Origin of the sequence: Thioalkalivibrio sp. ALJ15, assembly GCF_000383695.1 — a bacterium.
Taxonomy (GTDB): Bacteria; Pseudomonadota; Gammaproteobacteria; order Ectothiorhodospirales; family Ectothiorhodospiraceae; genus Thioalkalivibrio.
In genome coordinates this window covers 511,008-533,076 of sequence record NZ_KB912057.1, presented here as the reverse complement: position 1 = coordinate 533,076, position 22,069 = coordinate 511,008, and the positions used below count along the sequence as shown (strand labels likewise).

The 22,069-nt window shown below is 66.2% G+C and carries 24 protein-coding genes and 1 tRNA gene; 16 read left to right on the top strand and 9 right to left on the bottom strand.

Translation table 11 applies throughout. The features are described from left to right. Positions 1–57: 57 nt before the first annotated feature. From G015_RS0106155 to G015_RS0106120, 8 genes are all read left to right on the top strand, one after another. Positions 58–591, top strand: a complete 534-nt coding sequence (locus G015_RS0106155; protein WP_018174634.1) for a DUF4168 domain-containing protein — start codon at positions 58–60, stop codon at positions 589–591. 222 nt (positions 592–813) lie between these two features. Next, positions 814–1,242: a 50S ribosomal protein L13 gene (gene rplM / locus G015_RS0106150; protein ID WP_018138548.1), complete on the top strand. Its 429-nt coding sequence runs from the start codon at positions 814–816 to the stop codon at positions 1,240–1,242. 29 nt (positions 1,243–1,271) lie between these two features. Beyond that, positions 1,272–1,664 carry a 30S ribosomal protein S9 gene (gene rpsI / locus G015_RS0106145; RefSeq protein WP_018138547.1) on the top strand — a complete coding sequence of 131 codons (393 nt, stop codon included), beginning with the start codon at positions 1,272–1,274 and terminating at the stop codon, positions 1,662–1,664. A gap of 39 nt (positions 1,665–1,703) precedes the next feature. Beyond that, a tRNA-Gln gene (locus G015_RS0106140) sits at positions 1,704–1,777 on the top strand. A gap of 631 nt (positions 1,778–2,408) precedes the next feature. Further along, positions 2,409–3,326, top strand: coding sequence for an MBL fold metallo-hydrolase (locus G015_RS0106135; protein ID WP_018138816.1), 918 nt, complete (start codon positions 2,409–2,411; stop codon positions 3,324–3,326). Positions 3,327–3,379: 53 nt separating this feature from the next. Continuing rightward, the gene (locus G015_RS13935) at positions 3,380–3,529 is read left to right on the top strand and encodes a DUF3096 domain-containing protein (protein WP_018138815.1); all 150 of its coding nucleotides are present in this window, start codon (positions 3,380–3,382) and stop codon (positions 3,527–3,529) included. Positions 3,530–3,679: 150 nt separating this feature from the next. Then, the gene (locus G015_RS0106125) at positions 3,680–7,522 is read left to right on the top strand and encodes a DUF3683 domain-containing protein (protein ID WP_020146318.1); all 3,843 of its coding nucleotides are present in this window, start codon (positions 3,680–3,682) and stop codon (positions 7,520–7,522) included. Between the two features lie 199 nt (positions 7,523–7,721). Next, positions 7,722–8,558, top strand: coding sequence for a rhodanese-like domain-containing protein (locus G015_RS0106120; RefSeq protein WP_018138813.1), 837 nt, complete (start codon positions 7,722–7,724; stop codon positions 8,556–8,558). A 79-nt stretch (positions 8,559–8,637) separates the two neighbouring features. Here the strand turns inward: G015_RS0106120 and G015_RS0106115 are convergent, their stop codons facing one another. Together G015_RS0106115 and rpiA are read right to left on the bottom strand one after the other, a co-directional pair. After that, positions 8,638–8,847 (bottom strand): DUF2905 domain-containing protein, encoded by a 210-nt coding sequence (locus G015_RS0106115; protein ID WP_018138812.1) that lies wholly within the window; start codon positions 8,845–8,847, stop codon positions 8,638–8,640. Beyond that, positions 8,847–9,506 (bottom strand): ribose-5-phosphate isomerase RpiA, encoded by a 660-nt coding sequence (gene rpiA / locus G015_RS0106110; RefSeq protein WP_018138811.1) that lies wholly within the window; start codon positions 9,504–9,506, stop codon positions 8,847–8,849. The genes G015_RS0106115 and rpiA overlap by 1 nt, the downstream gene beginning before the upstream one ends. A gap of 96 nt (positions 9,507–9,602) precedes the next feature. Between rpiA and ilvA the strand changes: the two genes are divergently transcribed. Beyond that, on the top strand, positions 9,603–11,117 hold the full coding sequence (gene ilvA / locus G015_RS0106105) for a threonine ammonia-lyase, biosynthetic (RefSeq protein WP_018138810.1): 1,515 nt from the start codon (positions 9,603–9,605) through the stop codon (positions 11,115–11,117). A gap of 55 nt (positions 11,118–11,172) precedes the next feature. Here the strand turns inward: ilvA and G015_RS0106100 are convergent, their stop codons facing one another. Genes G015_RS0106100 through purM form a run of 4 tightly spaced genes read right to left on the bottom strand, consistent with a single transcriptional unit; the run spans position 11,173 to position 15,128 of the window. Continuing rightward, positions 11,173–12,579, bottom strand: coding sequence for an NAD(P)/FAD-dependent oxidoreductase (locus tag G015_RS0106100; protein WP_020146317.1), 1,407 nt, complete (start codon positions 12,577–12,579; stop codon positions 11,173–11,175). 5 nt (positions 12,580–12,584) lie between these two features. After that, positions 12,585–13,385 carry a DUF3108 domain-containing protein gene (locus tag G015_RS0106095; protein WP_020146316.1) on the bottom strand — a complete coding sequence of 267 codons (801 nt, stop codon included), beginning with the start codon at positions 13,383–13,385 and terminating at the stop codon, positions 12,585–12,587. Beyond that, positions 13,336–14,073 (bottom strand): phosphoribosylglycinamide formyltransferase, encoded by a 738-nt coding sequence (gene purN, locus G015_RS0106090; RefSeq protein WP_018138807.1) that lies wholly within the window; start codon positions 14,071–14,073, stop codon positions 13,336–13,338. Before purN ends, G015_RS0106095 begins: the two co-directional genes overlap by 50 nt. Next, positions 14,070–15,128 carry a phosphoribosylformylglycinamidine cyclo-ligase gene (purM, locus tag G015_RS0106085; RefSeq protein ID WP_020146315.1) on the bottom strand — a complete coding sequence of 353 codons (1,059 nt, stop codon included), beginning with the start codon at positions 15,126–15,128 and terminating at the stop codon, positions 14,070–14,072. Before purM ends, purN begins: the two co-directional genes overlap by 4 nt. Before the next feature lie 156 nt (positions 15,129–15,284). Here purM and G015_RS0106080 point away from each other — a divergent pair, with 156 nt between their 5' ends. Genes G015_RS0106080 through hda form a run of 3 tightly spaced genes read left to right on the top strand, consistent with a single transcriptional unit; the run spans position 15,285 to position 18,120 of the window. Then, on the top strand, positions 15,285–16,316 hold the full coding sequence (locus tag G015_RS0106080) for a DUF2066 domain-containing protein (RefSeq protein ID WP_019592143.1): 1,032 nt from the start codon (positions 15,285–15,287) through the stop codon (positions 16,314–16,316). Then, positions 16,313–17,392, top strand: coding sequence for an AI-2E family transporter (locus tag G015_RS0106075; protein ID WP_020146314.1), 1,080 nt, complete (start codon positions 16,313–16,315; stop codon positions 17,390–17,392). Before G015_RS0106080 ends, G015_RS0106075 begins: the two co-directional genes overlap by 4 nt. 32 nt (positions 17,393–17,424) lie before the next feature. Next, positions 17,425–18,120: a DnaA regulatory inactivator Hda gene (hda, locus tag G015_RS0106070; RefSeq protein WP_020146313.1), complete on the top strand. Its 696-nt coding sequence runs from the start codon at positions 17,425–17,427 to the stop codon at positions 18,118–18,120. 18 nt (positions 18,121–18,138) lie between these two features. On the opposite strand, the gene G015_RS0106065 is transcribed toward hda, so the two are convergent. Genes G015_RS0106065 through arsC form a run of 3 tightly spaced genes read right to left on the bottom strand, consistent with a single transcriptional unit; the run spans position 18,139 to position 19,462 of the window. Beyond that, positions 18,139–18,495, bottom strand: a complete 357-nt coding sequence (locus G015_RS0106065; protein ID WP_018138802.1) for a DUF2069 domain-containing protein — start codon at positions 18,493–18,495, stop codon at positions 18,139–18,141. Continuing rightward, the gene (gene wrbA, locus G015_RS0106060; RefSeq protein ID WP_018138801.1) at positions 18,492–19,109 is read right to left on the bottom strand and encodes an NAD(P)H:quinone oxidoreductase; all 618 of its coding nucleotides are present in this window, start codon (positions 19,107–19,109) and stop codon (positions 18,492–18,494) included. The genes G015_RS0106065 and wrbA overlap by 4 nt, the downstream gene beginning before the upstream one ends. Next, positions 19,106–19,462, bottom strand: coding sequence for an arsenate reductase (glutaredoxin) (gene arsC / locus G015_RS0106055; protein WP_018138800.1), 357 nt, complete (start codon positions 19,460–19,462; stop codon positions 19,106–19,108). The genes wrbA and arsC overlap by 4 nt, the downstream gene beginning before the upstream one ends. 22 nt (positions 19,463–19,484) lie before the next feature. Here arsC and G015_RS0106050 point away from each other — a divergent pair, with 22 nt between their 5' ends. The 4 genes from G015_RS0106050 to tolQ all read left to right on the top strand — a co-directional run bounded on the left by G015_RS0106050 (position 19,485) and on the right by tolQ (position 22,067). Next, positions 19,485–19,775, top strand: coding sequence for an acylphosphatase (locus tag G015_RS0106050; protein WP_018993738.1), 291 nt, complete (start codon positions 19,485–19,487; stop codon positions 19,773–19,775). Positions 19,776–19,856: 81 nt separating this feature from the next. Then, positions 19,857–20,903 (top strand): Holliday junction branch migration DNA helicase RuvB, encoded by a 1,047-nt coding sequence (gene ruvB, locus G015_RS0106045; RefSeq protein ID WP_018138798.1) that lies wholly within the window; start codon positions 19,857–19,859, stop codon positions 20,901–20,903. Continuing rightward, complete coding sequence (gene ybgC / locus G015_RS0106040) at positions 20,900–21,352, top strand: tol-pal system-associated acyl-CoA thioesterase (RefSeq protein ID WP_018174647.1); 453 nt, start codon at positions 20,900–20,902, stop codon at positions 21,350–21,352. Before ruvB ends, ybgC begins: the two co-directional genes overlap by 4 nt. A gap of 40 nt (positions 21,353–21,392) precedes the next feature. Then, positions 21,393–22,067, top strand: a complete 675-nt coding sequence (gene tolQ / locus G015_RS0106035; protein WP_018138796.1) for a protein TolQ — start codon at positions 21,393–21,395, stop codon at positions 22,065–22,067. Positions 22,068–22,069 lie beyond the last annotated feature (2 nt).

Below are 22,069 nucleotides of genomic sequence, written 5' to 3'. Positions count from 1 at the left end.
CCCCATCTCTGAGGCAGGAGCCTCGAGTTTTTTCACCCAGAGGAAGAGGTAGACATTATGAGCTTTCGCAAGACCGCACTCGCATTTGCTTTGACTTCCATGTTCGCGATCGGTGGCGTGGCGACCGCGCAGACCGGCGACATGGGTGGTGGTGCCCAGGGTGGCGCCGAAGGTGCCCCGCCGCAGGGTGGTGCCGAAGGTGGTGCTCCGCCGCAGGGTGGCCAGCCGCCGGAAGGTGGTGCCCAGGGTGGTCAGCCGCCTGAAGGTGGCGCTCCGCCGGAAGGTGGTGCTGCTGGTGCGCCGCCCGCTCAGCAGGCCCCTGAAGTGGACCTGAGCGAAGAAGATATCGACACGTTCGTAGGTGCCTTTGTGGCCGTCCAGGAAGTGCGCGAAGACTTCGCCAACCGCCTGCAGGAAGCCGAGGATGAAACCGAGGCCCAGTCCATGCAGCAGGAAGCCCAGGACGAAATGGTCAGCGCTGTTGAAGACGCCGGCATGTCCGTCGAGGAATACAACGAAGTGGCCATGGCTCTGCAGAACGATCCCGAGTTGATGCAGGAAGTCCAGGAGCGCGCCGAAGCGGAGATGTAATCCATCCCCGCTCCGGACCCCGGGCCTCGTGCCCGGGTCCAGAAAGGGCCGGCCTTCGTGCCGGCCTTTTTATTGTTTTCTATTACGGGATATCTCATGGGTGTGATCGCGCACAGGTTCTCGTGGGGCGTGCAGATTAATCCGCGCGCCGCTTGAATCAGACGCCGGGAAGCGCTATTCTTGCGCGCTTTCTGAATCGCCCCGACATCGGAGCATCAAGACATGAGCACCATCAGCGCCAAGCCGGCTGAAGTCGAACGCGACTGGTTCCTGGTCGACGCCGCGGACAAGACCCTCGGCCGCCTCGCCACGGAAATCGCGCGTCGCCTGCGCGGGAAGCACAAGCCCGTCTACACGCCGCACGTGGACACTGGCGATTACATCGTCGTGATCAACGCGGAAAAAATTCGCGTGTCCGGCAACAAGGCCAGCGACAAAATGTACTTCCGCCATACCGGCTACCCGGGTGGTATCAAGGAAGCCAATTTCAACCAGATGATTGACCGTCATCCGGAGAAGGTGCTCGAGCTCGCCGTGAAGGGCATGCTGCCGCGCAACCCGCTGGGCCGCGCCATGTTCAAGAAGCTCAAGGTGTACTCCGGTACCGAGCATCGCCACACCGCGCAGCAGCCGCAGCCGCTCGACATCTGACGGCTCAACAGCAAGGGAAATCGATCCGTATGGCTACCAATCAATACTACGGCACTGGCCGTCGCAAGACCTCCTCGGCCCGCGTGTTCCTGCGCCCGGGTACGGGCAACATCACGGTCAACGACAAGCCGCTGGACGAGTTCTTCGGCCGTCAGACCTCGCGCATGGTCGTGCGTCAGCCGCTGGAGGCCACCGAGTCCACCGAGAACTTCGACGTGATCGCGACCGTGGAAGGCGGGGGTGGCAACGGCCAGGCCGGCGCCATTCGTCTGGGCATCGCTCGTGCGCTGGTGCAGTACAACGAAGAGATGCGCCCGTCGCTGCGTCGTGGGGGTCATCTGACCCGTGACGCCCGCGAGGTCGAGCGCAAGAAGGTCGGCCTGCGCAAGGCTCGCCGCGCGACCCAGTACTCGAAGCGCTAAACCGCGCTCGAGTGCCGGCGCGTACGGCACCCGGTTTACTGGGGGATCGTCTAGCGGTAGGACTACGGACTCTGACTCCGTCAACCCAGGTTCGAATCCTGGTCCCCCAGCCATCCATAGAGAAGGGCCCCCTCGCGGGGCCCTTTTCTATGGATATTTGAGCGAGTCCGGGGTTCGAACCTGGAAGGTTCGGCGCAGCGAAGCGGAGCACTGCACGCGCGCTGCGCGTGCAGCCCCGAAGGGGTGAGGCGGCGTAGCCGCCGAATCATCCTGGTCCCCCAGCCATGGCGGTGTGCCCCTCGACGGGGCTCACCGCCATTTGCTTTGGACTGGTCGTTACTTCAGGGAAGGGCCCCCTCGCGGGGCCCTTTTCTATGGATATTTGAGCGAGCCCGGGGTTCGAACCTGGAAGGTTCGGCGCAGCGAGGCGGAGCACTGCACGCGCGCTGCGCGTGCAGCCCCGAAGGGGTGAGGCGGCGTAGCCGCCGAATCATCCTGGTCCCCCAGCCATCCCCGCCTGGAGCCGCTATCGGCCCTTGCGGGTCGAGCATGGCGATGCGGCGATCTCTGCCGCTGGCTTTCCCTCCCCGCGTCCCAAACTCGCTACACTCCCTGATCGACGCCTCGCCACCCGCAGCCAGCGGGAATTCTTGCGGCCCCTCTGCGTCGAACCCTTCAGGAATGGCGCGAATGTCGACTCGATGTGCGCCAGACAAAACCAAAAAACAGGAGAGGAGAGAGTCCATGTCGGTACCTGACAACCCCTACGAGCCGGTCAGCGTCGATACCACCGCCCACGAGGTCGAGGGCGCGGATACCTGGTACATGATCGGGATATCCGGAATCCCCGACCCGGACAACGAGGGGCATACCTCGAACGCCGGCTTTGTGGTGACGGACGAGGGTGTGGTGGTCTACGACGCCCTGGGGACGCCGCCGCTCGGGTTCGAGATGATCCGGCGGATCAAGGAGGTGACGGATCAGCCGATCAAGTACGTGATTGCCGGGCATTACCACGCGGATCACATCTATGGCCTGCAGGCCTTCGCCGATCACACGGACGCGAAGATCATCGGCCAGTCGCGCGCGCAGGACTATCTTGACAGCCCCGGGGCCTCCGCACGGCTCGAGCAGCGCCGAGGTGTGCTGGCCCCCTGGGTCGACGAGGACACCCAGATCATCCCGCCGGACGAGTTCTTCGATGACGAGTACGTGATCAAGCTGGGCGGCAAGACGTTTCGTTGCGTGCACGCAGGCCCGGCCCATTCGCCGGATGACATCATCATGGTGGTGGAGGAGACCGGCGTGGTCTTTGCCGGCGATATCGTGTTCGACGGCCGCATCCCGTTCATGGGTGATGACGCGCTGGACTCGGAAAACTGGGTCAAACGTCTGGAAGAACTGATGGAGATGGACCTGAAGTTCCTGGTCCCGGGGCATGGCGACGCCACCGACGAGGCAGCTCGCGCGGTGAAGTTCACCCGTGACTATATCGCGTATCTGCGTGAACACATGGGCGCGGCAGTCGAGAATATGGATTCCTTCGACGAGGCCTATGCGGCGATGGACTGGTCCGACTATGAGGACCTGCCGGCCTTCGAGCAGACCAATCGCAGCAACGCCAATGCCGTTTATCTGGAGATGGAAGAAAAACTCTTCTGATCTCGATCACTCGCGGTATGCCGGGCCGTAGCGCCCGGCAAAGGAGTACCCGCATGACGCTGCATATCGATCCTGGCCTGCTGACGGCCATCCTCTCGCTGGGTGCGGGCATCCTGATTCTGGTCTGGCCCCGGCTGCTGAACTATATCGTGGCAATCTACCTGATCGTAATCGGTGCGGTGGGGCTGCTGACCTACCTGTAACGCCGGGTAACCAGAAGCCGGGTACCGAACGGCGCGGGGATCGGCAGGTACTTTGGTGCCCAAAAGCATGGACGAAGAGTGCGACTTCGTGCGCATCCCGCACGGAGCCGTTACTCTTTGCGCTCATTCTGATCGGGGGGCCAAGCCTCAATGACCGCCGAACGCGTTCGAGAAATACCCTATAACTACACTTCATTCTCCGACCGCGAAATTGTCATCCGCTTCCTGGGTTCCGATACCTGGGACCTCCTCAACGAACTGCGTGGGGAACGCCAGACGGGTGTCTCTGCGCGCATGCTGTTCGAGGTGCTCGGCGACATGTGGGTGGTCGCCCGCAACCCGTATATCCAGGACGACCTGCTGGACGACAAGAAGCGCCGCAAGTCGCTGATCGATGCGATGCAGCATCGCCTGGACCAGATTCGCAAGCGTGCCGACGGCAACGAGAAGGCGCTGACGCTGGCGCGCCGTGCCCAGGCCGCGGTCACCGCATTTGCCGACGAGTTCCAGCAGACGCTGGAGCTGCGCGAGCGTGTGCGCAAACGCCTGAAGGGCCTGACGCACAAGGACAACATCCAGTTCGGTGGTCTGGCCCGCGTCTCCCACGTCACCGACGCCACCGACTGGCGCGTGGAACTGCCGTTCGTCGTGCTGACGCCGGATTCCGAGGAAGAGATGGGGCCGCTGGTCGCCGCCTGTATCGAACTCGGCCTGACCGTGATCCCGCGTGGTGGTGGTACCGGCTATACCGGCAGTGCGGTGCCGCTGTCCAAGCGTTCCGCCGTGATCAATACCGAAAAGCTCGAAGGGATCGGTCCGGTCGAGCGACGTCCGCTCCCGGGTGTCGATCAGGACGTGGCTGTCGTGCGTGTGGAGGCCGGCGTGGTGACCAAGCGCGTCTCCGAGCTGGCCGCCGAGAATGGACTCGTGTTCGCGGTGGATCCCACTTCGCAGGACGCCTCCACCATCGGCGGCAACGTCGCCATGAACGCGGGGGGCAAGAAGGCCGTGCTCTGGGGGACCGCGCTGGACAACCTCGCCTCCTGGACGATGGTCACCCCCGAGGCCGACTGGATGCGGGTCGAGCGCCTGGACCACAACCTCGGCAAGATCCATGATGCCGAGACCGTGCGCTTTCGCATTACACGTTTTGGCCCCGACGGTCGCACCCCCAAGGGCGAACCCGAGACGCTGGAGATGCCGGGTGCACGCTTCCGAAAGCTCGGTCTGGGCAAGGACGTGACCGACAAGACCCTGATGGGCGTGCCGGGCATCCAGAAGGAGGGTTGTGACGGCCTGATTACCTCGGCCGAGTTCATCCTGCACCGGATGCCGGACAACATCCGCACCGTATGCCTGGAGTTCTACGGGACCGACCTGCATCAGGCGGTTCCGGCGATCGTCGAGATCAAGGATGCGGTGGATGCCGAGGACGACGTCCTGCTGGCGGGTCTGGAACACCTGGACGAGCGCTACGTGCGCGCCGTCAAGTACACCCCCAAGGGTGCCCGTGGCGAGCAGCCGAAGATGGTGCTGATCGCCGACATCGTCTCCGACAACGAGGATGCCCTGGGCAAGCTCGCCGCCAAGATGGTGCGCGCGGCCAACGCCCGCAACGGCGAGGGCTTCATCGCCGTGAGCCCGGAGGCACGCAAGCGTTTCTGGGCCGATCGCGCGCGCACTGCCGCGATCGCCCACCACACCAACGCGTTCAAGATCAACGAGGACGTGGTGATCCCGCTGGAGCGGCTCGCCGAGTACACCGAGGGGATCGAGACCCTGAACGTGCGCGAATCGCTGAAGAACAAGCTGGCGATGATCGACGAGGTGCTGGAGTGCATGCGCGGCGACCACCCCGAGCTGCGCGAGCTACTGGAGGACACCGGTGGCGAAGGGCAGCAGTGGTTCGAGGCCAAGCGCGAACGCGCGGTCGAGAAGCTCGAGGCGGTGCAGAAGCGCTGGAAGGCGATCGCGGACAACTACTTTACGCTGGCCTCCGAGTGCGACGAGCTGCTGGACGAACCCGCCCGCGCCGATCGCCGTGACCACGACAAGCTGATCAACCTGCTACTGCGACGCAGCCTGCGCATCTCCTATCGTGCGGAGGTGGAGCGCCCGCTGTTCGAGATCTTCGACGGTCACCAGATGGAGTCGGTGCGCAAGCGCCTGGGCGCGATCCACGACCGCGTGCTGACCAGCCGGTTGTTCATCGCCCTGCACATGCACGCCGGGGATGGCAACGTGCACACCAACATCCCGGTCAACTCCAACGACTACCAGATGATGCACCAGGCCGAGCGTCTGGTGGATGACGTGATGCGCCTGGCGCGCGAGCTGAATGGCGTGATCTCCGGCGAGCACGGGATCGGGCTGACCAAAATGCAGTATCTCGAGCCCGAACGCATCGAGTCGTTCGCGAAGTACAAAAAGCAGGTCGACCCCAATGGCGTGTTCAACGCCGGCAAGCTGCTCGAGGGCTCCGGGCTGTCCAACGCCTATACGCCGTCCCTGCGCCTGGTGAAGCAGGAGGCACTGATCCTGGAGCAGAGCGAGCTGGGCGATCTCAACGACGAGATCAAGGACTGCCTGCGCTGCGGCAAGTGCAAGCCGGAGTGCAACACGCATGTCCCGCGCGCGAACCTGCTCTACTCGCCGCGCAACAAGATCCTGGCCACCGGGCTGATCGTCGAGGCCTTCCTCTACGAGGAGCAGACCCGGCGCGGGCTGTCGCTGCACCACTTCGACGAGATGAACGATGTGGCCGACCACTGCACGATCTGCCACAAGTGCCTGAATCCGTGCCCGGTCGACATCGACTTCGGCGACGTGACCATGCACATGCGCTCGATCCTGAAGAAGAAGGGCAAGCGCAAGGCCACGCCGGCGACGATGATGTCCATGGCCTTCCTGAACACCAAGGATCCGTCCAAGATCAAGGGCATCCGCAAGGGGGCGATCCAGATGGGCTATGCCGCCCAGCGCCTCGGCCACTACGCGTTCAAGAAGCTCAACCTGACCGGCGAGGGCAAGCGCCCGCGCTCGACCACCGGCAAGGCCCCGATGCACGAACAGGTCGTGCACTTCGTGAAAAAGCCGATGCCGGCCGGTCTGCCGAGCCAGACCACCCGCCAGATGCTCGGGCTCGAGGATTCGCGCTATGTGCCAATCCTGCGCGACCCGGTGAAGACCGATCTCGACTCGGACGCGGTGTTCTATTTCCCCGGCTGTGGCTCCGAGCGCCTGTTCAGTCAGGTCGGGCTGGCGACCCTGGCCATGCTCTATGACGTCGGGGCGCAGACGGTGCTGCCGCCGGGCTACCTGTGCTGCGGCTATCCGCAGAACTCCAATGGCGACTTCGACAAGGGCTCGCAGATCACCACCGAGAACCGGGTGTTGTTCCACCGCGTGGCGACTACGCTGAACTACCTGGACATCAAGACCGTGGTGGTCTCCTGCGGGACCTGCATGGATCAGCTGCTCAAGTACGAGTTCGAGCGCATCTTCCCGGGCTGCCGACTGCTCGACATCCACGAGTACCTGATGGAGAAGGGCGTGAAGCTGGAGGGGCTCAACGGGGTGCAGTACATGTACCACGACCCCTGCCACTCGCCGATGAAGTCGCACAAGCCGACCGATGTGGCCGCCAAGCTGCTGGGGCAGGAGGTGCTGCAGTCCAACCGCTGCTGCGGCGAGGCGGGCACGTTCGCGGTCAGCCGTCCGGATATCGCGACCCAGGTACGCTTCCGCAAGCAGGAAGAACTGCACAAGGGGATTCGCCAGCTTACCGGCGAGGACAAGGCCGAAAACGGCAACGTGAAGCTGCTGACCTCCTGCCCGGCCTGCCAGCAGGGCCTGTCGCGCTACCGCGAGGACACCGGCATGGATACCGACTACATCGTGGTCGAGATGGCCAATCGCCTGATGGGCGACGGCTGGCAGAAGGACTTCATCGACCGGGCGCGCGAGGGCGGCATCGAGAAGGTTCTCCTGTAGGGGCGACGCTGCGGCGCCAGGACGGGCGGCAAGGCCCGCGCCTGGAAAGCCGCGTATGGTTGGCTACAATCGGGGCAACCGGGTACCCTGCCAAAACGTGCATCGTGCGATGTGCGTTCCGGGTCGGGACCCGGAGGGCTAAAGGGGCGATTCGTGGGCCGCAGTTCGCGGACGCCCATCGTCAACCAAGGGAGTTCGCATGATCGTTCGTTTCGCTCGCCCCCGAGTGGCCCTGGTGGCCCTGTGCCTGAGTCTGGCCGGAGCGCCCATCGTGGCCTCGGCCCAGCAACCTTTTGTGGAATTCCCTGGCCGCCCGCTCTATGAGCGCTTTGGGGTCGAGGCGGTGGATCTGTTCGACCTGCGCGGCCAGTTGTCGGGCTCCACCTTGGTCGACGTTCGCCCCCGGCTGGAATACGACATCCTGCATATCGAGGGCGCTCATCACGTCGATCTCGACAGCGAAGACTTCGATCAGCAGATCCTGGCGCTGGAAGAGGAACATGGCAGCCCACTGGTGTTCTACTGCAACGGACGCCAGAGCTACGCCGGCTATCGCGCCGCCGCGCGCGCCAACGAGCTCGGCGTGGCTTCGGCCCAGGCCTATGACGCCGGGATGCAGGACTGGGTCGAGCGCTACCCAGGGCTGGCTCGTTTCCGTGGTGAGCCGGCCAACGAGGCCGAGGACGAACTGATCAGCGGGGACGACTTCGAGGCCCGCGTGCTGGCGGCCGACGCCTTCTCCCGGCGCGCCCGCCAGGGTGAGGATGTCGTGGTCGTGGATATCCGCAGCCGCGGCGAACGCGACGAGATCTCGCTGTTTGGTGGCCGCGAGGTCGGCGCGCCCTTGTCGGACATCAGCGCCCTGGACCGTATCGTGGACCAGGCCCGGCGCAACGAGCAGACCCTGCTGATCTTCGACCAGTACGGGCAGCAGGCTCGCTGGCTGCAGTACCACCTGGAAGAACGCGGGGTGGATGACTACTACTTCCTGGAAGGCGGCCTGCAGCGCTTCTACGACGAGGTCATGGCGCGCTAGCGACTGTGGCCGAGAGCCGCTTTGCATGGCTCTCACAAACAAAAAGGCCGGGGACATCCCCGGCCTTTTTGTTGCGTGGCTAACGCCGAAACAGTGCGAGAATAATCGAGATCACCACGCTTACGATGATCATCGTCGTGATCGGGAAATAGAAGCGGGCATTTTCGCGTTCGATCACGATGTCGCCCGGCAGACGACCCCAGGGGACCTTGCCCAGCCAGGGCCACAGCAGGCCGATCAGAACGATCAGCCCGCCGATGACGATCAGCCACTTGCCGGTTTCGCTCACTAGGCGGTCATTTCCTCGACGCCAGAGGGCGAGCCGACCAGCATCACGTCCGCCGGGCGGCGGGCGAACAGGCCGTTGGTGACCACGCCGGCGATGTGGTCCAGCTCGGACTCCAGTTCCACCGGGTTCATGATGCGCAGGTTGTGCACGTCCAGGATGACGTTGCCGTTATCGGTCTTGAAGCCCTCGCGCAGCTCCGGATTGCCGCCCAGCTTCGAAAGCGCACGGGCCACGTGGCTGCGCGCCATCGGAATCACCTCGACCGGCAGCGGGAATGCGCCGAGGTAATCCACGACCTTCGTCTCGTCGACGACGCAGACGAAGGTCTTCGAGGCCGCCGCGACGATCTTCTCGCGGGTCAGCGCGCCGCCCCCACCCTTGGTCAGGTGCAGGTGGCGCGTCGCCTCGTCGGCCCCGTCGACGTAGATGGGCAGCGGGCCGGCGGAGTTCAGATCCAGGACCTCGATCCCGTGGCCGCGCAGGCGCTCTGCACTGGCCTCGCTGGAGGCTACAGCGCCGTCAATTTTGCCCTTGATACCGGCCAGGGCATCGATGAAGTAATTCGCGGTCGAGCCGGTGCCGACCCCCACGATCCAGCCACTTTCGATGCGCTCGAGCGCGGCCTCGGCGACCGCCTTCTTCATTTCGTCCTGAGTCATTACGCTGTCTCGTCTTTGATGTCTATAACCCGCCGAGGATACCGACTGGCGCGCAAGCGAGACAAGCATGATTCGCGCCGTGCTATCGTTCCGGCCATGACAGTCCCCTACCTCGAGAAGATCCTCACGGCGCGTGTCTACGATGTCGCGCGCGAGACGCCGCTGGAGCCGATGCCGACGCTGTCGCAGCGCCTGGGGTCCAGCATCTGGCTCAAGCGCGAGGACCTGCAGCCGGTGTTCTCGTTCAAGCTGCGCGGGGCCTACAACAAGATCGCGCAGCTTACGCCCGAGCAGCGCAAGAAAGGCGTGATTGCCGCCTCCGCAGGTAACCATGCCCAGGGGGTGGCGTTGGGCGCGGCCCATCTGGGGATCAAGGCGGTGATCGTGATGCCGGTGACCACGCCGTCGATCAAGATCGCGGCCGTGCGCCGTTATGGCGGGAAGGCGGTATTGCACGGCGATTCTTTCGACGAGGCGGCCGCGCATGCGCGGACCTTGCAGGAAAAGCACGGCTATACGTTTATCCACCCGTTCGACGATCCGGACGTAATCGCCGGCCAGGGTACCGTGGCGATGGAACTGTTGCGCCAGCACTCCGCGCCGCTGGATGCGGTGTTCGTCTGCATCGGTGGCGGAGGTCTGGCGGCGGGCATGGCCGCTTATATCAAGCGCCTGCGTCCGGAGATCAAGGTAATCGGGGTCGAGCCGGACGACGCCCCGTCCATGTACAAGGCGCTGCAGCAGAATCGTCGCGTCACGCTGAAGCAGGTCGGGATCTTTGCCGACGGCGCCGCCGTGCGCCAGGTGGGCAAGGAGACCTTTCGCCTGGTGCGCGAGCTGGTCGACGAGGTCCTGCTGGTGGATACCGACTCGATCTGCGCCGCGATCAAGGATGTGTTCGACGACACCCGCGTACTGGCGGAGCCGGCGGGCGCGCTGGCGGTGGCCGGGATGAAGCAGTACATCGCGCGCGAAGGGATCACGGGGGGCGACTTCGCCGCCGTGCTGAGCGGTGCCAACATCAATTTCGACCGTCTGCGCCACGTGGCCGAGCGCGCCGAGATCGGCGAGCACCGCGAGGCCCTGTTCGCGGTGACCATCCCCGAGCGCCCGGGGAGCTTTCGCCAGTTCTGCCAGGCCATCGGCAAGCGGGGCATCACGGAGTTCAACTACCGCTACGCGGACGACGAGCGTGCGCACGTGTTTGCCGGCATCAAGCTGGAAGGCGGCGACAGCGAACGTCAGGCGATCCGCGAGACGCTGGAGGCGCAGGGCTACGAGGTCATGGACATGACCGAGAACGAGGTCGCCAAACTGCACCTGCGGCACATGGTCGGTGGTCATGGCGGCGAGGTCCGCAACGAACGCCTGTACCGCTTCGAGTTTCCCGAGCGCCCCGGGGCGTTGCTGAACTTCCTGACCCACATGGGCCAGACCTGGAACATCAGCCTGTTCCACTACCGCAACCACGGGGCCGCCTACGGGCGCGTGCTGGTGGGGATGCAGATTCCGGCCGAGGATCGCGCGCGCTTTCGCGATTTCCTGAAGGAAGTTGGCTACCCCTGGCACGAGGAGACGGCCAACCCGGCCTACTCGCTGTTTCTGCGTTGATCCCGTTCCCGGCTAAGGCGGCTATGGGGGCACATCCTTGTGCCGCCCGCGTCCACTAAAGCCCGAAGATCTCGGACTTCAGGTTCCACTTCGAGGCGAGGGTTTCCGTTGCGTTGAGGAATTCCTCGGCGCGGGCCGGGTGGTTCCACTGGCCGCGGGCGAGCCAGGCCAGTGCGGTGTCGCGGTCGGGGGCCAGCGAAAGGATGTGAATCAGTTCGCCGGCGTCGCTGCCGATGACCTCGCCGCCCAGCAGGGCGCCGGTGTCCATGTCGCCGATCAGGCGTACGAAGCCCTCCGGCTCGTCCTGGCCCAGCGCGCGCGGGGAGGTCTCGAACGCGGCGAAGCCGACCGCCGGCTCCAGCTCATCGTCCTCGGCGTCGTCCTCGTCCATCCCCAGGCGCGCCATCTCCACCGCGGAGTAGATCGCGATCGGCACGAAGCGCTCGTCCTGCTCGCGGGAATTGCCGTTCTGGATGTTTTCCACCGCGATGGTGGCGTCGGCCAGCGCGTGGTTCGCGGTCTGCCATTCGCTCGCGACATCGCCGATGGCGTAGATGTTGTCGACATCGGTCTGCAGGGTGGGGCGGCGTTTCACGAAGCCGCGGGCGTCGGTCTTCACCCCGATTTCGTCGAGGTTCAGGCCCTCGGTATGCGGGGTGCGCCCGGTGCCAAGCAGGACCCAGTCGACCTCGAAGGTGCTGCCCTCGCTGTCGGTGATGGTGACGCCGTCATCCGAGGTCTCGACGCTATCGTAGCCCTTGACCCGCACCGGCTCGATGCCGTCCGCGGCCAGCTGCTCCTTCAGCGTGCCCAGCGCCTGCGGGCTGAACTTCTGGGTGGACAGCGGCTTGGAGCGCGACAGCCAGGTTACCTTCTTGCCGAGGTGATGGAAGATCCAGGCGAACTCGGTGGCGACCACGCCGGAGCCGATGATCGCGACGCGCTCGCCCGCCGGCGGCTTGTCGTCGAACAGCATGTCGGTGGTCAGTACGCGCCCGGGTTCGGTCGTGAACGGGGCCGGGACAGTAGCGGTGGCGCCGGTGGCGATAATGGTATGGCGGGCCTGGATGGTCTCGGTTCCATCCTCCGTCGCGACCTCGAGGGTCTCGGCATCGCGGAAGCGGGCAGTGCCGTGACGGTACTGGATCTTCAGGTGCTTCATGTAGCCGAGGTAGGAGTTGCGGACCTCGGTGACCACGTCCTTCTGGTGGTCCCAGGCGCGGTCCATGTCGGCCGTGAGGCTGCCGCTGATGCCGCGGCCCTCGAAGTGGCGCTGCGCGGCGACGGTGCGTGCGGTGTGGTACCAGTCCTTTTTCGGCACGCAGCCGCGGTTCAGGCAGCAGCCGCCCCAGTCGCCCTTTTCGACGATGACGACGTTGAGCCCGCGCAGGGCGCCCAGAACGGCGGCACGATAGCCCCCGGGGCCACTTCCGATGATGGCCAGGTCAAAGGTCTCGCTCATGGTGTCTACTCGGTCAGGTCAATGATCGGGTCGTGCCACTCCAGCCGGGTCAGCTTCAGTTCGAACACGCGGCCGTCGGCCTCGTAATCGAACCTTACCGGCAGGTGGCTGAGGTCGGGGGCGAACCAGGCAGAGAGTTCGATGTCACTGTCCCGGCTCTTGCGCACGACGCGCACCGTCTCGATACGCCCCATCGGGGATTCGATCGTCTCCGTATCGGCGTACTCGAAGCGATACTCGCGCAGGCGGTCGCGTTCCAGGGTCTGTACCGTTTCGCCGTCGCCCTCTCTGGCGAGGTCGCCCGCTTCCAGGCGCTGCATCATGAAGTACAGCGAGCCGAGAAAGTCGAGGGTATGCGGGGGAACCTCGATATCGAATCGCTCGTTGTCTACGTGTCCGATCGCACGGTCTTCTTCCCAGTCGAAGCGCGTCTCGACCTTGCGTTCGCGGCGGGGTGTCACCTCGCGGCTGCGCGAGGTGACCAGCTGCAGTCCGACGTCGTTGGCGTTCATCAGCGCCTCGCGGCTCAGCTCGAAGCGCCCGAGGATCCGCAGGAAGCCGGATACATGGGCATCCATGGCCATGCGTGTTTGTACGTCTTCGTGGTTCAGGGTGATCCTGGCATTCAGGGTGTTGCCCATGGCCTGGGCCTCGTAGCTGGCCGTGAATGGCGGCAGGCGCGGACCCTCCTGGGGCTCATTGGCGGCAGCGGACGCCAGCAGGACCTGTCCCAGCAGGAGCAGGGCGGTCAGCAGGCTAGTCCGCGTCGCGCGGCACAGGGCTCCGTTCCTCGGGAGCTTCAACATCGGGTACTACCTCATTGGTTTCGAGCTGCAGCGGGACCGTCAACGGGGTGTTGTCCCCGGTCACGATGCGGTCGCGCCACTGAATTTCCCCTGAACACAGGCGCCGCACGACCTCGGGATACAGCCGGTGTTCGGCGCGCTGGACGCGGGTGGCGAGGCTCTCGGGCGTGTCATCGGGCAGGACCGGCACGCGGGCCTGCATGATCACCGGGCCGCCGTCCAGTTCGGGGGTGACAAAATGCACGCTGGCGCCGTGTTCGTCCTCCCCGTCGGCCAGCGCGCGGGCATGTGTGTCCAGCCCACGGTACTTCGGCAACAGGGAGGGGTGAATGTTCAACAGCCTTCCCGTGAAGCGATCGACGAAACCGGGGGTCAGGATGCGCATGAAGCCGGCCAGGATCACGAGATCGGGGTCAAAGGCCTCGATCGCCTCGGCCAGATCTGCATCGAAGGCCTCGCGCGAGGGGTAGTCGCGGTGGTTCAGAACACGTGCGGGGATCGCGTGCTCTTCCGCGTAGGCCAGCCCCCCTGCATCGGGGCGATTGCTGATGATGCCGACGATCCGGGCCGGGATGTGGCCAGTGTTGCAGGCCTCGATCATGGCGCCCAGATTGCTGCCGCGCCCCGAGATCAGGACGACCAGGCGTGGCAGGGAATCCGGGCTGGAGGGGCCGGCGTTGCTGCTCATCGTGCGGCGTAGACCACCCCGGGGGCCGTGTCTTCGCAGTTCTCGATCACGCCGATCGGCCAGCTCGGGATGCCCGCCCGGGCCAGTGCCGAGCTGGCGGCCTCGACACGGTCTTCGGGCAGGATCACGGTCATGCCGATCCCGCAGTTGAAGGTGCGCAGCATCTCTTCAGGCGCGATGTCGCCGGCCTGTTGCAGCCAGTCGAACACGGGTGGCCATTGCCAGGCCTGCGGATCAATGCGGGCGCACAGCTGCTCCGGCAGCACTCGCGGGAGGTTTTCGGTCAGGCCGCCACCGGTGATGTGGGCCGCCGCGTGTACCGGAAACTGCTGCATCAGATCCAGCAGCGGGCGCACGTAGATCGTGGTCGGGGCCATCAGGGCGTCGCCCAATGTGGTGCCGTCGGCTCCGGGAAGCGGGGCATCCAGGGCCGCGCCGGAGTGTTCCAGGACGCGCCGGATTAGAGAATAGCCATTGGAGTGCGGGCCGCTGGCGGCCAGCCCGAGCACGACATCGCCCGCGCTGACCCGGGTGCCGTCGATCAGGGCCTCCTTTTCGGCAATGCCGACCGCGAAGCCCGCGACGTCGTAGTCCTCGCCCTGGTACATGCCCGGCATCTCGGCCGTTTCGCCCCCGATCAGGGCGCAGCCGGCCTGTTCGCAGCCGGTGGCGATACCGGTGACGACATCCGCGGCGATATCGACGTCCAGGTGTCCGGTGGCGTAGTAGTCGAGGAAGAACAGCGGCTCGGCTCCCTGCACCACGATGTCATTCACGCACATCGCCACCAGATCGATGCCGATGCTGTCATGGCGCCCCGTCTCCTGGGCCAGGCGCAGCTTGGTGCCTACGCCGTCGGTGCCGGAGACCAGCACAGGCTGCTTGTAGCGGTCCATCGGGAGCTCAAACAGGGCACCAAAGCCGCCCAGCCCGGCCATGACGCCAGGGCGCTGCGTGCGGGCGGCATGCGGTTTGATGCGTTCGACCAGCTCGGCGCCGGCCTCGATGTCGACACCTGCCTCGCGGTAGGTCAGGCCTGAACGGGTTTCGGACATGGGTACCCTGGGTGGTTGATGGCCGCATCCGGTATCCGGCGGCGCTCGCGGAATCCGGCATGGTAGCGAGGCGCCGGGGGGCGTGCAAAAAGCCGGGCGCTGCAGGGCGGGGCGCTGTGGTATTTTGGGCGCCTGTCGAAAACGCCATTCAACCCTATGCTGCGCCTCTTTCGCCCGTCCCGCGCCCTGGCTGCGTGCCTACTCCTGTGTCTGCTGTTGTTGGTCTCTCCATTGCTGGCGGATGATGCCGTGGTGGTGAACGTCCATGCGGAGGACGAAACGACCGCGCTGGCGCAGGGCCTGGAACAGGCGCTGGTGCGCGTGGCCGGGCAGCGTTCGCCGGAGCTGAGCGAACTGGCGCAGCTCCTGTTGCTGGAACTGGACGAGGAGGGGCGTATTGAGGCCCTGCGTCGGCGGCAGGAGGTGGATAACGGCGAATATCGCCTGGAGTTCGATCGGGGCCGCCTGCGCAACGCTCTAAATGCCGCCGAGGTGCCCGTGGTGCTGGGCGCGCGCCCGCAACTGCTGGTCTGGGCGGTATACGAGGCGGACGGGCGCCGCCACCTGCTGGGCTCCACCCAGGACGAGGCCGATGTGCTGGCCGGGATTGACGCGCTGGGGCGCGATCGCGGGATGCCTTTCGTGCTGCCACTGGGGGATCTGGAGGATCGCCGGGCCGCGCAGGCGGGGGATGTGATTGGTGGCGTGACCGAGCCGCTGCAGGAAGCGGCCGGGCGCTACGGGCCGACGGGTATCGTGGCGCTGCATGTACGCTCGGTTGGGGGTGGCGCCGAGGCGCGTGCCATTACCGTGCATGGTGGGCGCGAGTACCGTAGTGAGGGCCGCGGTGAATCTCCGGCCGCCGCGGCGCGCGCGGCGGTCGAGGATGGCCTTGACCAGGTCGTGGCACCGCTGGCGCGCGTCGCCGCTGAGCCCGAGTGGGTGAAGCTGGGCTTTGTCGGGGTCGAGGGCTTTCCCGCGTTCGAGGCGTTGCGGCGGGAGCTGGCGCAGATCGAGGCTATTGAGAGCGCAAGGCTGGATTCGCTGGGTGGTAACGCGGTGACCCTCGAGGTGCGCACGGGTTTGGCCCCGGATGACCTGGTAGACCTGCTGCACGCCAGCGGCTATGGCGCGGCGGAGGATCCGCGCGGTGACTCCGAGGCGAAGGCCTGGCTGCGCCGCGAGTGAACCCGCTGGCGCCATTCTCCGCTGCCACGCTGGCGGCCCTGGTCGGGCTGGTGGTCCTGGGCGTGGCGCTCTATCTGCTGGCGCCGATTCTTACGCCGTTTCTGATCGCGCTGCTGATCGGCTACCTGTTCAACCCCTTGGTGACGCGCCTGGCGGTACGCATGGGCGGTTCGCGCACCTTGGCCACGCTGGTGATCTTCGTGCTGGTGATGCTGGGAATGGCGGGGCTGGTGCTGGTCCTGATCCCGCTGGCCATGGCCCAGTTCGAACGCCTGATGCTGCTGTTGCCCGAGGTAATCGCCTGGTTCGACGAGCGGGTTCGTCCCTGGATCGAGCAGCAGGCGGGCGATCGCCTGCCGGCCCTGGAGCCGGCGGCACTGCAGGAACTGCTGGCCGAGCACTGGCGCGAGGCCGGCGGTCTGGCGGGCGGGTTGCTGCACTGGCTGGGCAGCTCGACCGGCGCCCTGGTCCTGGGCGTGCTCAATCTGGTGCTGATCCCGGTGGTCAGTTTCTATCTGCTGCGGGACTGGCCGCGGCTGGTCGCGGGGCTGCATGACCTGCTGCCGCGCGCCTGGCGCGACCCGGTCAGCCGTTTCGCGGTGGAAGCGGACCATACCCTGGGGGCATTCCTGCGCGGCCAGCTGCTGGTGATGCTGGCGCTGGGGCTGTTCTACGCGATCACGCTCAGCGTGGCGGGCGTGCAGATGGGCCTGGCCATTGGCCTGATCGCGGGTCTGGTGAGCTTTATCCCCTATGTCGGCGTGATCGTGGGCATCGTGCTGGCCACGGCGGCCGTGCTGTTCCAGGGCGATGGCTGGACGCTGTTGCTGGTGGTGCTGGTGATCTTCGCGGTGGCCCAGGTGCTGGAGTCGGTGGTGCTGACCCCGTGGCTGGTGGGGGACCGGACCGGGCTGCATCCGGTGGCGGTGATCTTTGCCGTGCTCGCCGGCGGTCAGCTGTTCGGGTTCTTCGGGGTCCTGCTTGCGTTGCCGGTGGCGGCGGTGCTCGCAGTTGCGGCGCGTCAGGCAATGGCGCGCTATCGGGACATGAACGCAGCCGGGGCCGATACCCCGTGAGACCCGAAGGCAACAGCCCGCTGGAGCGCCAGATGCCGCTGGACCTGCGCCTGCGCGACGCCTCGCGTTTCTCCGGTTTTTGCGCGGCAGGCAATGCCCTGGCGCGGGATGCCGTGCGGGCCTTGAGTGTCGGGGCCGGGATACAGGAGCCGCAGATCCTGCTGCACGGGCCGCCCGGCTCCGGCAAGACGCACCTGCTGCAGGCTGCCTGTCACCAGGGACACGAGCGCGGGGAACCGGTCAGCTACCTGCCGCTTGGCGAGGTACGTGATGCGCCACCGATGGCCGTGCTCGATGGTCTGGAGCGCTCGCGTCTGGTGGCGCTGGATGATCTGGAGGCCGTGGTGGGCCGCGGGGACTGGGACGAGGCCCTGTTCGGGCTGATCAACCGGCTGCGTGATGCCGGCTGCCGCGTGCTGCTGGCGGCCGCGGCACCGCCCGAGGGGCTACCGGTCCAGTTGCCGGATCTGGCCTCGCGCCTGGCCTGGGGCCCGGTGTTCCGCATGCAGCGGCCGGATGATGCGGCCTGCAAGGAGATCCTGGCACAGCGTGCGGCCCTGCGCGGGCTGGAGCTGCCGGAGCCGGTGGCGGATTACCTGCTGCGCCGCTGCTCGCGTGACCTGTCCACGCTGCTGGCGCTGCTGGACCGCCTGGATCTGGCTGCGCTAGCCCAGCAGCGGCGCCTGACCATCCCGTTCGTGCGCGAACAGCTGGCCCGTATGGGCTGAACCCGGGGTTGCTTGAGGTTACTCGGCCGCCGCGCGGGCCCGCCGGGCGTCCAGTTTCACGAACAGCAGGCTGCCCGCGAACCAGGCGAGGCTGGCTCCGGTCATCAGGAGGCCATAGAGCCGGTCCTCCGCGGCCGCGCCGATGGTGATCCCGAGCGTGATGTAGGCGAGCGCCAGCAGGCTGGACCAGGCGTGGGTGTAGCGCCTTCCGTGCAGCATCCCGCGCAGCGGAAACAGCAGCGGCATGACCAGTACGATCAACGCCAGCCAGACCGGGACGATCTCCGGCGGGGCGATCCAGGTGGTCCAGACCAGGATTAGCAGCAGCAGTCCAAGAAAGCCGGCCAGAGCCAGGGCACGGGACAGCGCGATCATGCCGGGGCGCCAGGTGCTGCTTCGAGGCGCAAGGCGATGCGCGCGACGCGTTCCCCAAGGGCTGCTGCGATGCGCTGTTCGTCGCGGGTGACCGCCTGCTCGCCCTGGGTGCCGGCCACATGGCTGGCGCCGTAGGGCGTGCCGCCGCTGGTGGTGCTGTTCAGCTCCGGCACGGTATAGGGCACGCCGACCCACAGCATGCCCTGATGGATCAGCGGCAGGGCCATGCTGAGCAGGGTGGTCTCCTGCCCGCCATGCTGGGTGGCCGTGCTGGTGAAGACGCCGAAGGGCCGGTCCACCAGCCCGCCGCTGGCCCACAGCCCGCTGGTGCCGTCGAGGAAGTATTTCAGCGGCGCGGCCATGTTGCCGAAGCGGGTCGGCGAACCCATGACCAGCCCCGCGCATTCCTCGAGATCGCGCAGTTCGGCATAGGGTGGCCCGTCCTCGGGTACTGCCGGGCGGTCCTCGTCGATATTCGTGGAGACTGGGGGTACGGTGCGCACCCGCGCGGTGGCGCCAGCCTTTTCGACGCCGGTTGCGACCTGGCGGGCCAGCTCGGCGGTCGCCCCGTAGCGGCTGTAGTACAGCACCAGGATCTCCGGTGCCGTGCTCACGACACGATCTCCAGCACCTGTTCCGGCGGCCGCCCGATGCGGGCCGCGCCCCCGACGATCAGGATCGGTCGCTCGATCAGTTTCGGGTGCTGGACCATGGTCTGGATCAGCGCCTCGTCATCCATCTCCGCGTCTTTCAGGCCCAGCTCGCGGTACTCCGCCTCGCCGGTGCGCAGCAGGTCGCGGGGGCGGATGCCCAGCTTCTCGATCACGCCCTTCAACGTCGCGGCATCCGGTGGCGTCTTCAGATACTCCACGATCTCGGGCTCTACACCTTGCTCCCGCAGCAGGGCGAGGGTCGCGCGCGACTTGCTGCAGCGCGGGTTGTGATACAGCGTAGGGGCATCGGACATGAATCGACTCCGGAGGTCATCGATGGCAAAGGCCCATGATACCCATGCCCGCCGCTGGCATGTCAGGGGGCGTGTGCAGGGCGTGTTCTTTCGCGCCTCGACCCGGGAACAGGCGCAGGCGCTCGGGCTGACGGGGTATGCGCGCAACCTGCCGGACGGCCGCGTGGAGGTGCTGGCGGTCGGCGACCCGGATGCCCTGGAGCGGCTGGAGGCATGGCTTTGGGAGGGACCCCGCATGGCGCACGTGGAGGAACTGGATAGGGAGGTTGTGAGCCCGCCGGAGCCGTTGCCCGCAGGCTTTGATACGGGTTGAATCGGGAGCTTTTGAGACGCTTCCTTTAAAGTTGTACGGGGGTCTATAAACGCCATCGCGACGGATGCATACTGCGGGGTCATGGAATCACGCCTGGTCGATATGCAGAGTCAGTCGGAGGACACGCGGGTGGAGGTCAGCCTGCGTCCCAAGCGGCTGGACGACTACACCGGACAGCCCCGGGTGGTTGAACAACTGGGCCTGTTTATCGAGGCGGCGCGCGGGCGCGGGGAGGCCCTGGACCATACGCTGGTGGCCGGCCCCCCGGGGCTGGGCAAGACGACCCTGGCCCATATCGTGGCGAACGAACTCGGGGTGGGGCTGCGCCAGACCTCGGGCCCGGTACTGGAGCGCGCTGGCGACCTGGCCGCGATCCTGACCGCGCTGGAGCCCCAGGACGTCCTGTTCGTTGACGAGATCCACCGCCTGCCGACCGTGGTCGAGGAGATCCTGTATCCGGCGCTGGAAGACGGTCAGCTCGACATCGTGATTGGCGAGGGACCGGCGGCGCGCTCGATCAAGGTGGACTTGCCCCCGTTCACACTAGTGGGCGCGACTACGCGCGCGGGCCTGCTTTCGGCGCCGTTGCGTGACCGGTTCGGCATCGTTCAGCGACTCGATCATTACACTGTCACAGACCTCGCCCATATTGTCGGGCGCGCCGCCGGATTGCTGGGTGTCGGGATCGAGCCTGAAGGGGCGGCGGAGATCGCGCGCCGCGGGCGGGGCACGCCGCGCCTGGCGAATCGCCTGCTGCGGCGGGTTCGCGACTATGCCGAGGTCCGTGCCTCCGGCGTGATTACCGCCGAGGTCGCGGGTCAGGCGCTGGACCTGCTGGCGATCGATGCCTCGGGCCTGGATGCCCAGGACCGCCGGTTGCTGGAGGTGCTGGTCGAGAAATTCGACGGCGGGCCGGTCGGCGTGGAAAGCCTGGCGACGGCGCTGAACGAGGATCGCGGTACCCTGGAGGATGTGGTCGAGCCGTTTCTGATCCAGCAGGGGTACCTGCAGCGAACCCCGCGCGGGCGTCAGGCCACGCGGCGGACGCTGGCGATGTTCGGCCTGACCGGGTCGGTGGAACCCGACCTGCTGGCGCCGGTCGACAGCCAGGGCGGAGGCCGTCCGTGACGGAAGGCGACGCCCCGTTCGAGTGGCCGGTGCGAGTCTATTACGAAGACACTGACGCCGGCGGCGTGGTCTACCACGCGAACTACCTCAAGTTCATGGAGCGCGCGCGCACCGAGTGGTTGCGCGCGCTGGGGTTCGAGCAGGATGCATTGCGCGAGGAATACGGGATCGTTTTTGCGGTGCGCCGCTGCTGTCTGGATATGCGGCGCCCGGCGCGCTTCAACGATGCCCTGACGGTGACCTGCCGGCTGCACTCGTTGCGCCGGGCGAGCCTGGAGTTCCATCAGGGTGTGGAGCGCGACGGCGAGACCCTGGCCAGCGGCGAGGTGGGGATTGCCTGCGTCGAGGTGGCGCGCCAGGCGCCCGCCGCGATCCCCGGTCCGGTACTGGAGGCCCTGCGCCGACATCATGATCATGGGCCGGCTGACCGCGTAGCCGGAACCAAGTAACGCTGTAACGGGAGACGGACAAGTGGCAGTCGACTTTTCAATGTACCAGCTGGTGATGGAGGCGACCCTGGTGGTCCAGCTGGTGATGGTGATTCTGGTGCTCGCCTCCGTACTCTCCTGGTTGGCGATCGTCGTCAAGGCCAGGTCCCTGAATGCGGCGCACCGCGCCTGCGACGATTTCGAGGAGCGCTTCTGGTCGGGGGCCGACCTTTCCCATCTCTACGAAGGGGTGCGGCGCAAGCAGGAAATGACGGGCATGGAGCACGTCTTCTCCTCTGGGTTCAAGGAATTTCTGCGTGCGCGCCAGCATGGCATCCCGGCCGGTGAGCCCGCCCAGCGTGCCATGCGTGTGGCGATCGCGCGCGAGATTGACGAGATGGAGCGTTATCTGCAGTTCCTCGCCACGGTGGGGTCAACCAGCCCGTATATCGGCCTGTTCGGCACGGTCTGGGGCATCATGCATGCCTTCCTGGGGCTGTCTGGGGTGCAGCAGGCGACCCTGGCGATGGTCGCTCCCGGGATCGCCGAGGCCCTGATCGCGACCGCGCTGGGTCTGTTTGCCGCGATCCCGGCCGTGATCGCCTACAACCGCTTTGCGGGGGATGTCGACCGCGTGGCCGTGCGCCTGGAGAACTTCAATGACGAGTTCGTGGCTCTGCTCAACCGGCAGGTTCACGCCAAGTCCACGGATACGGCCTCCGAGGCCACGGCCTGACC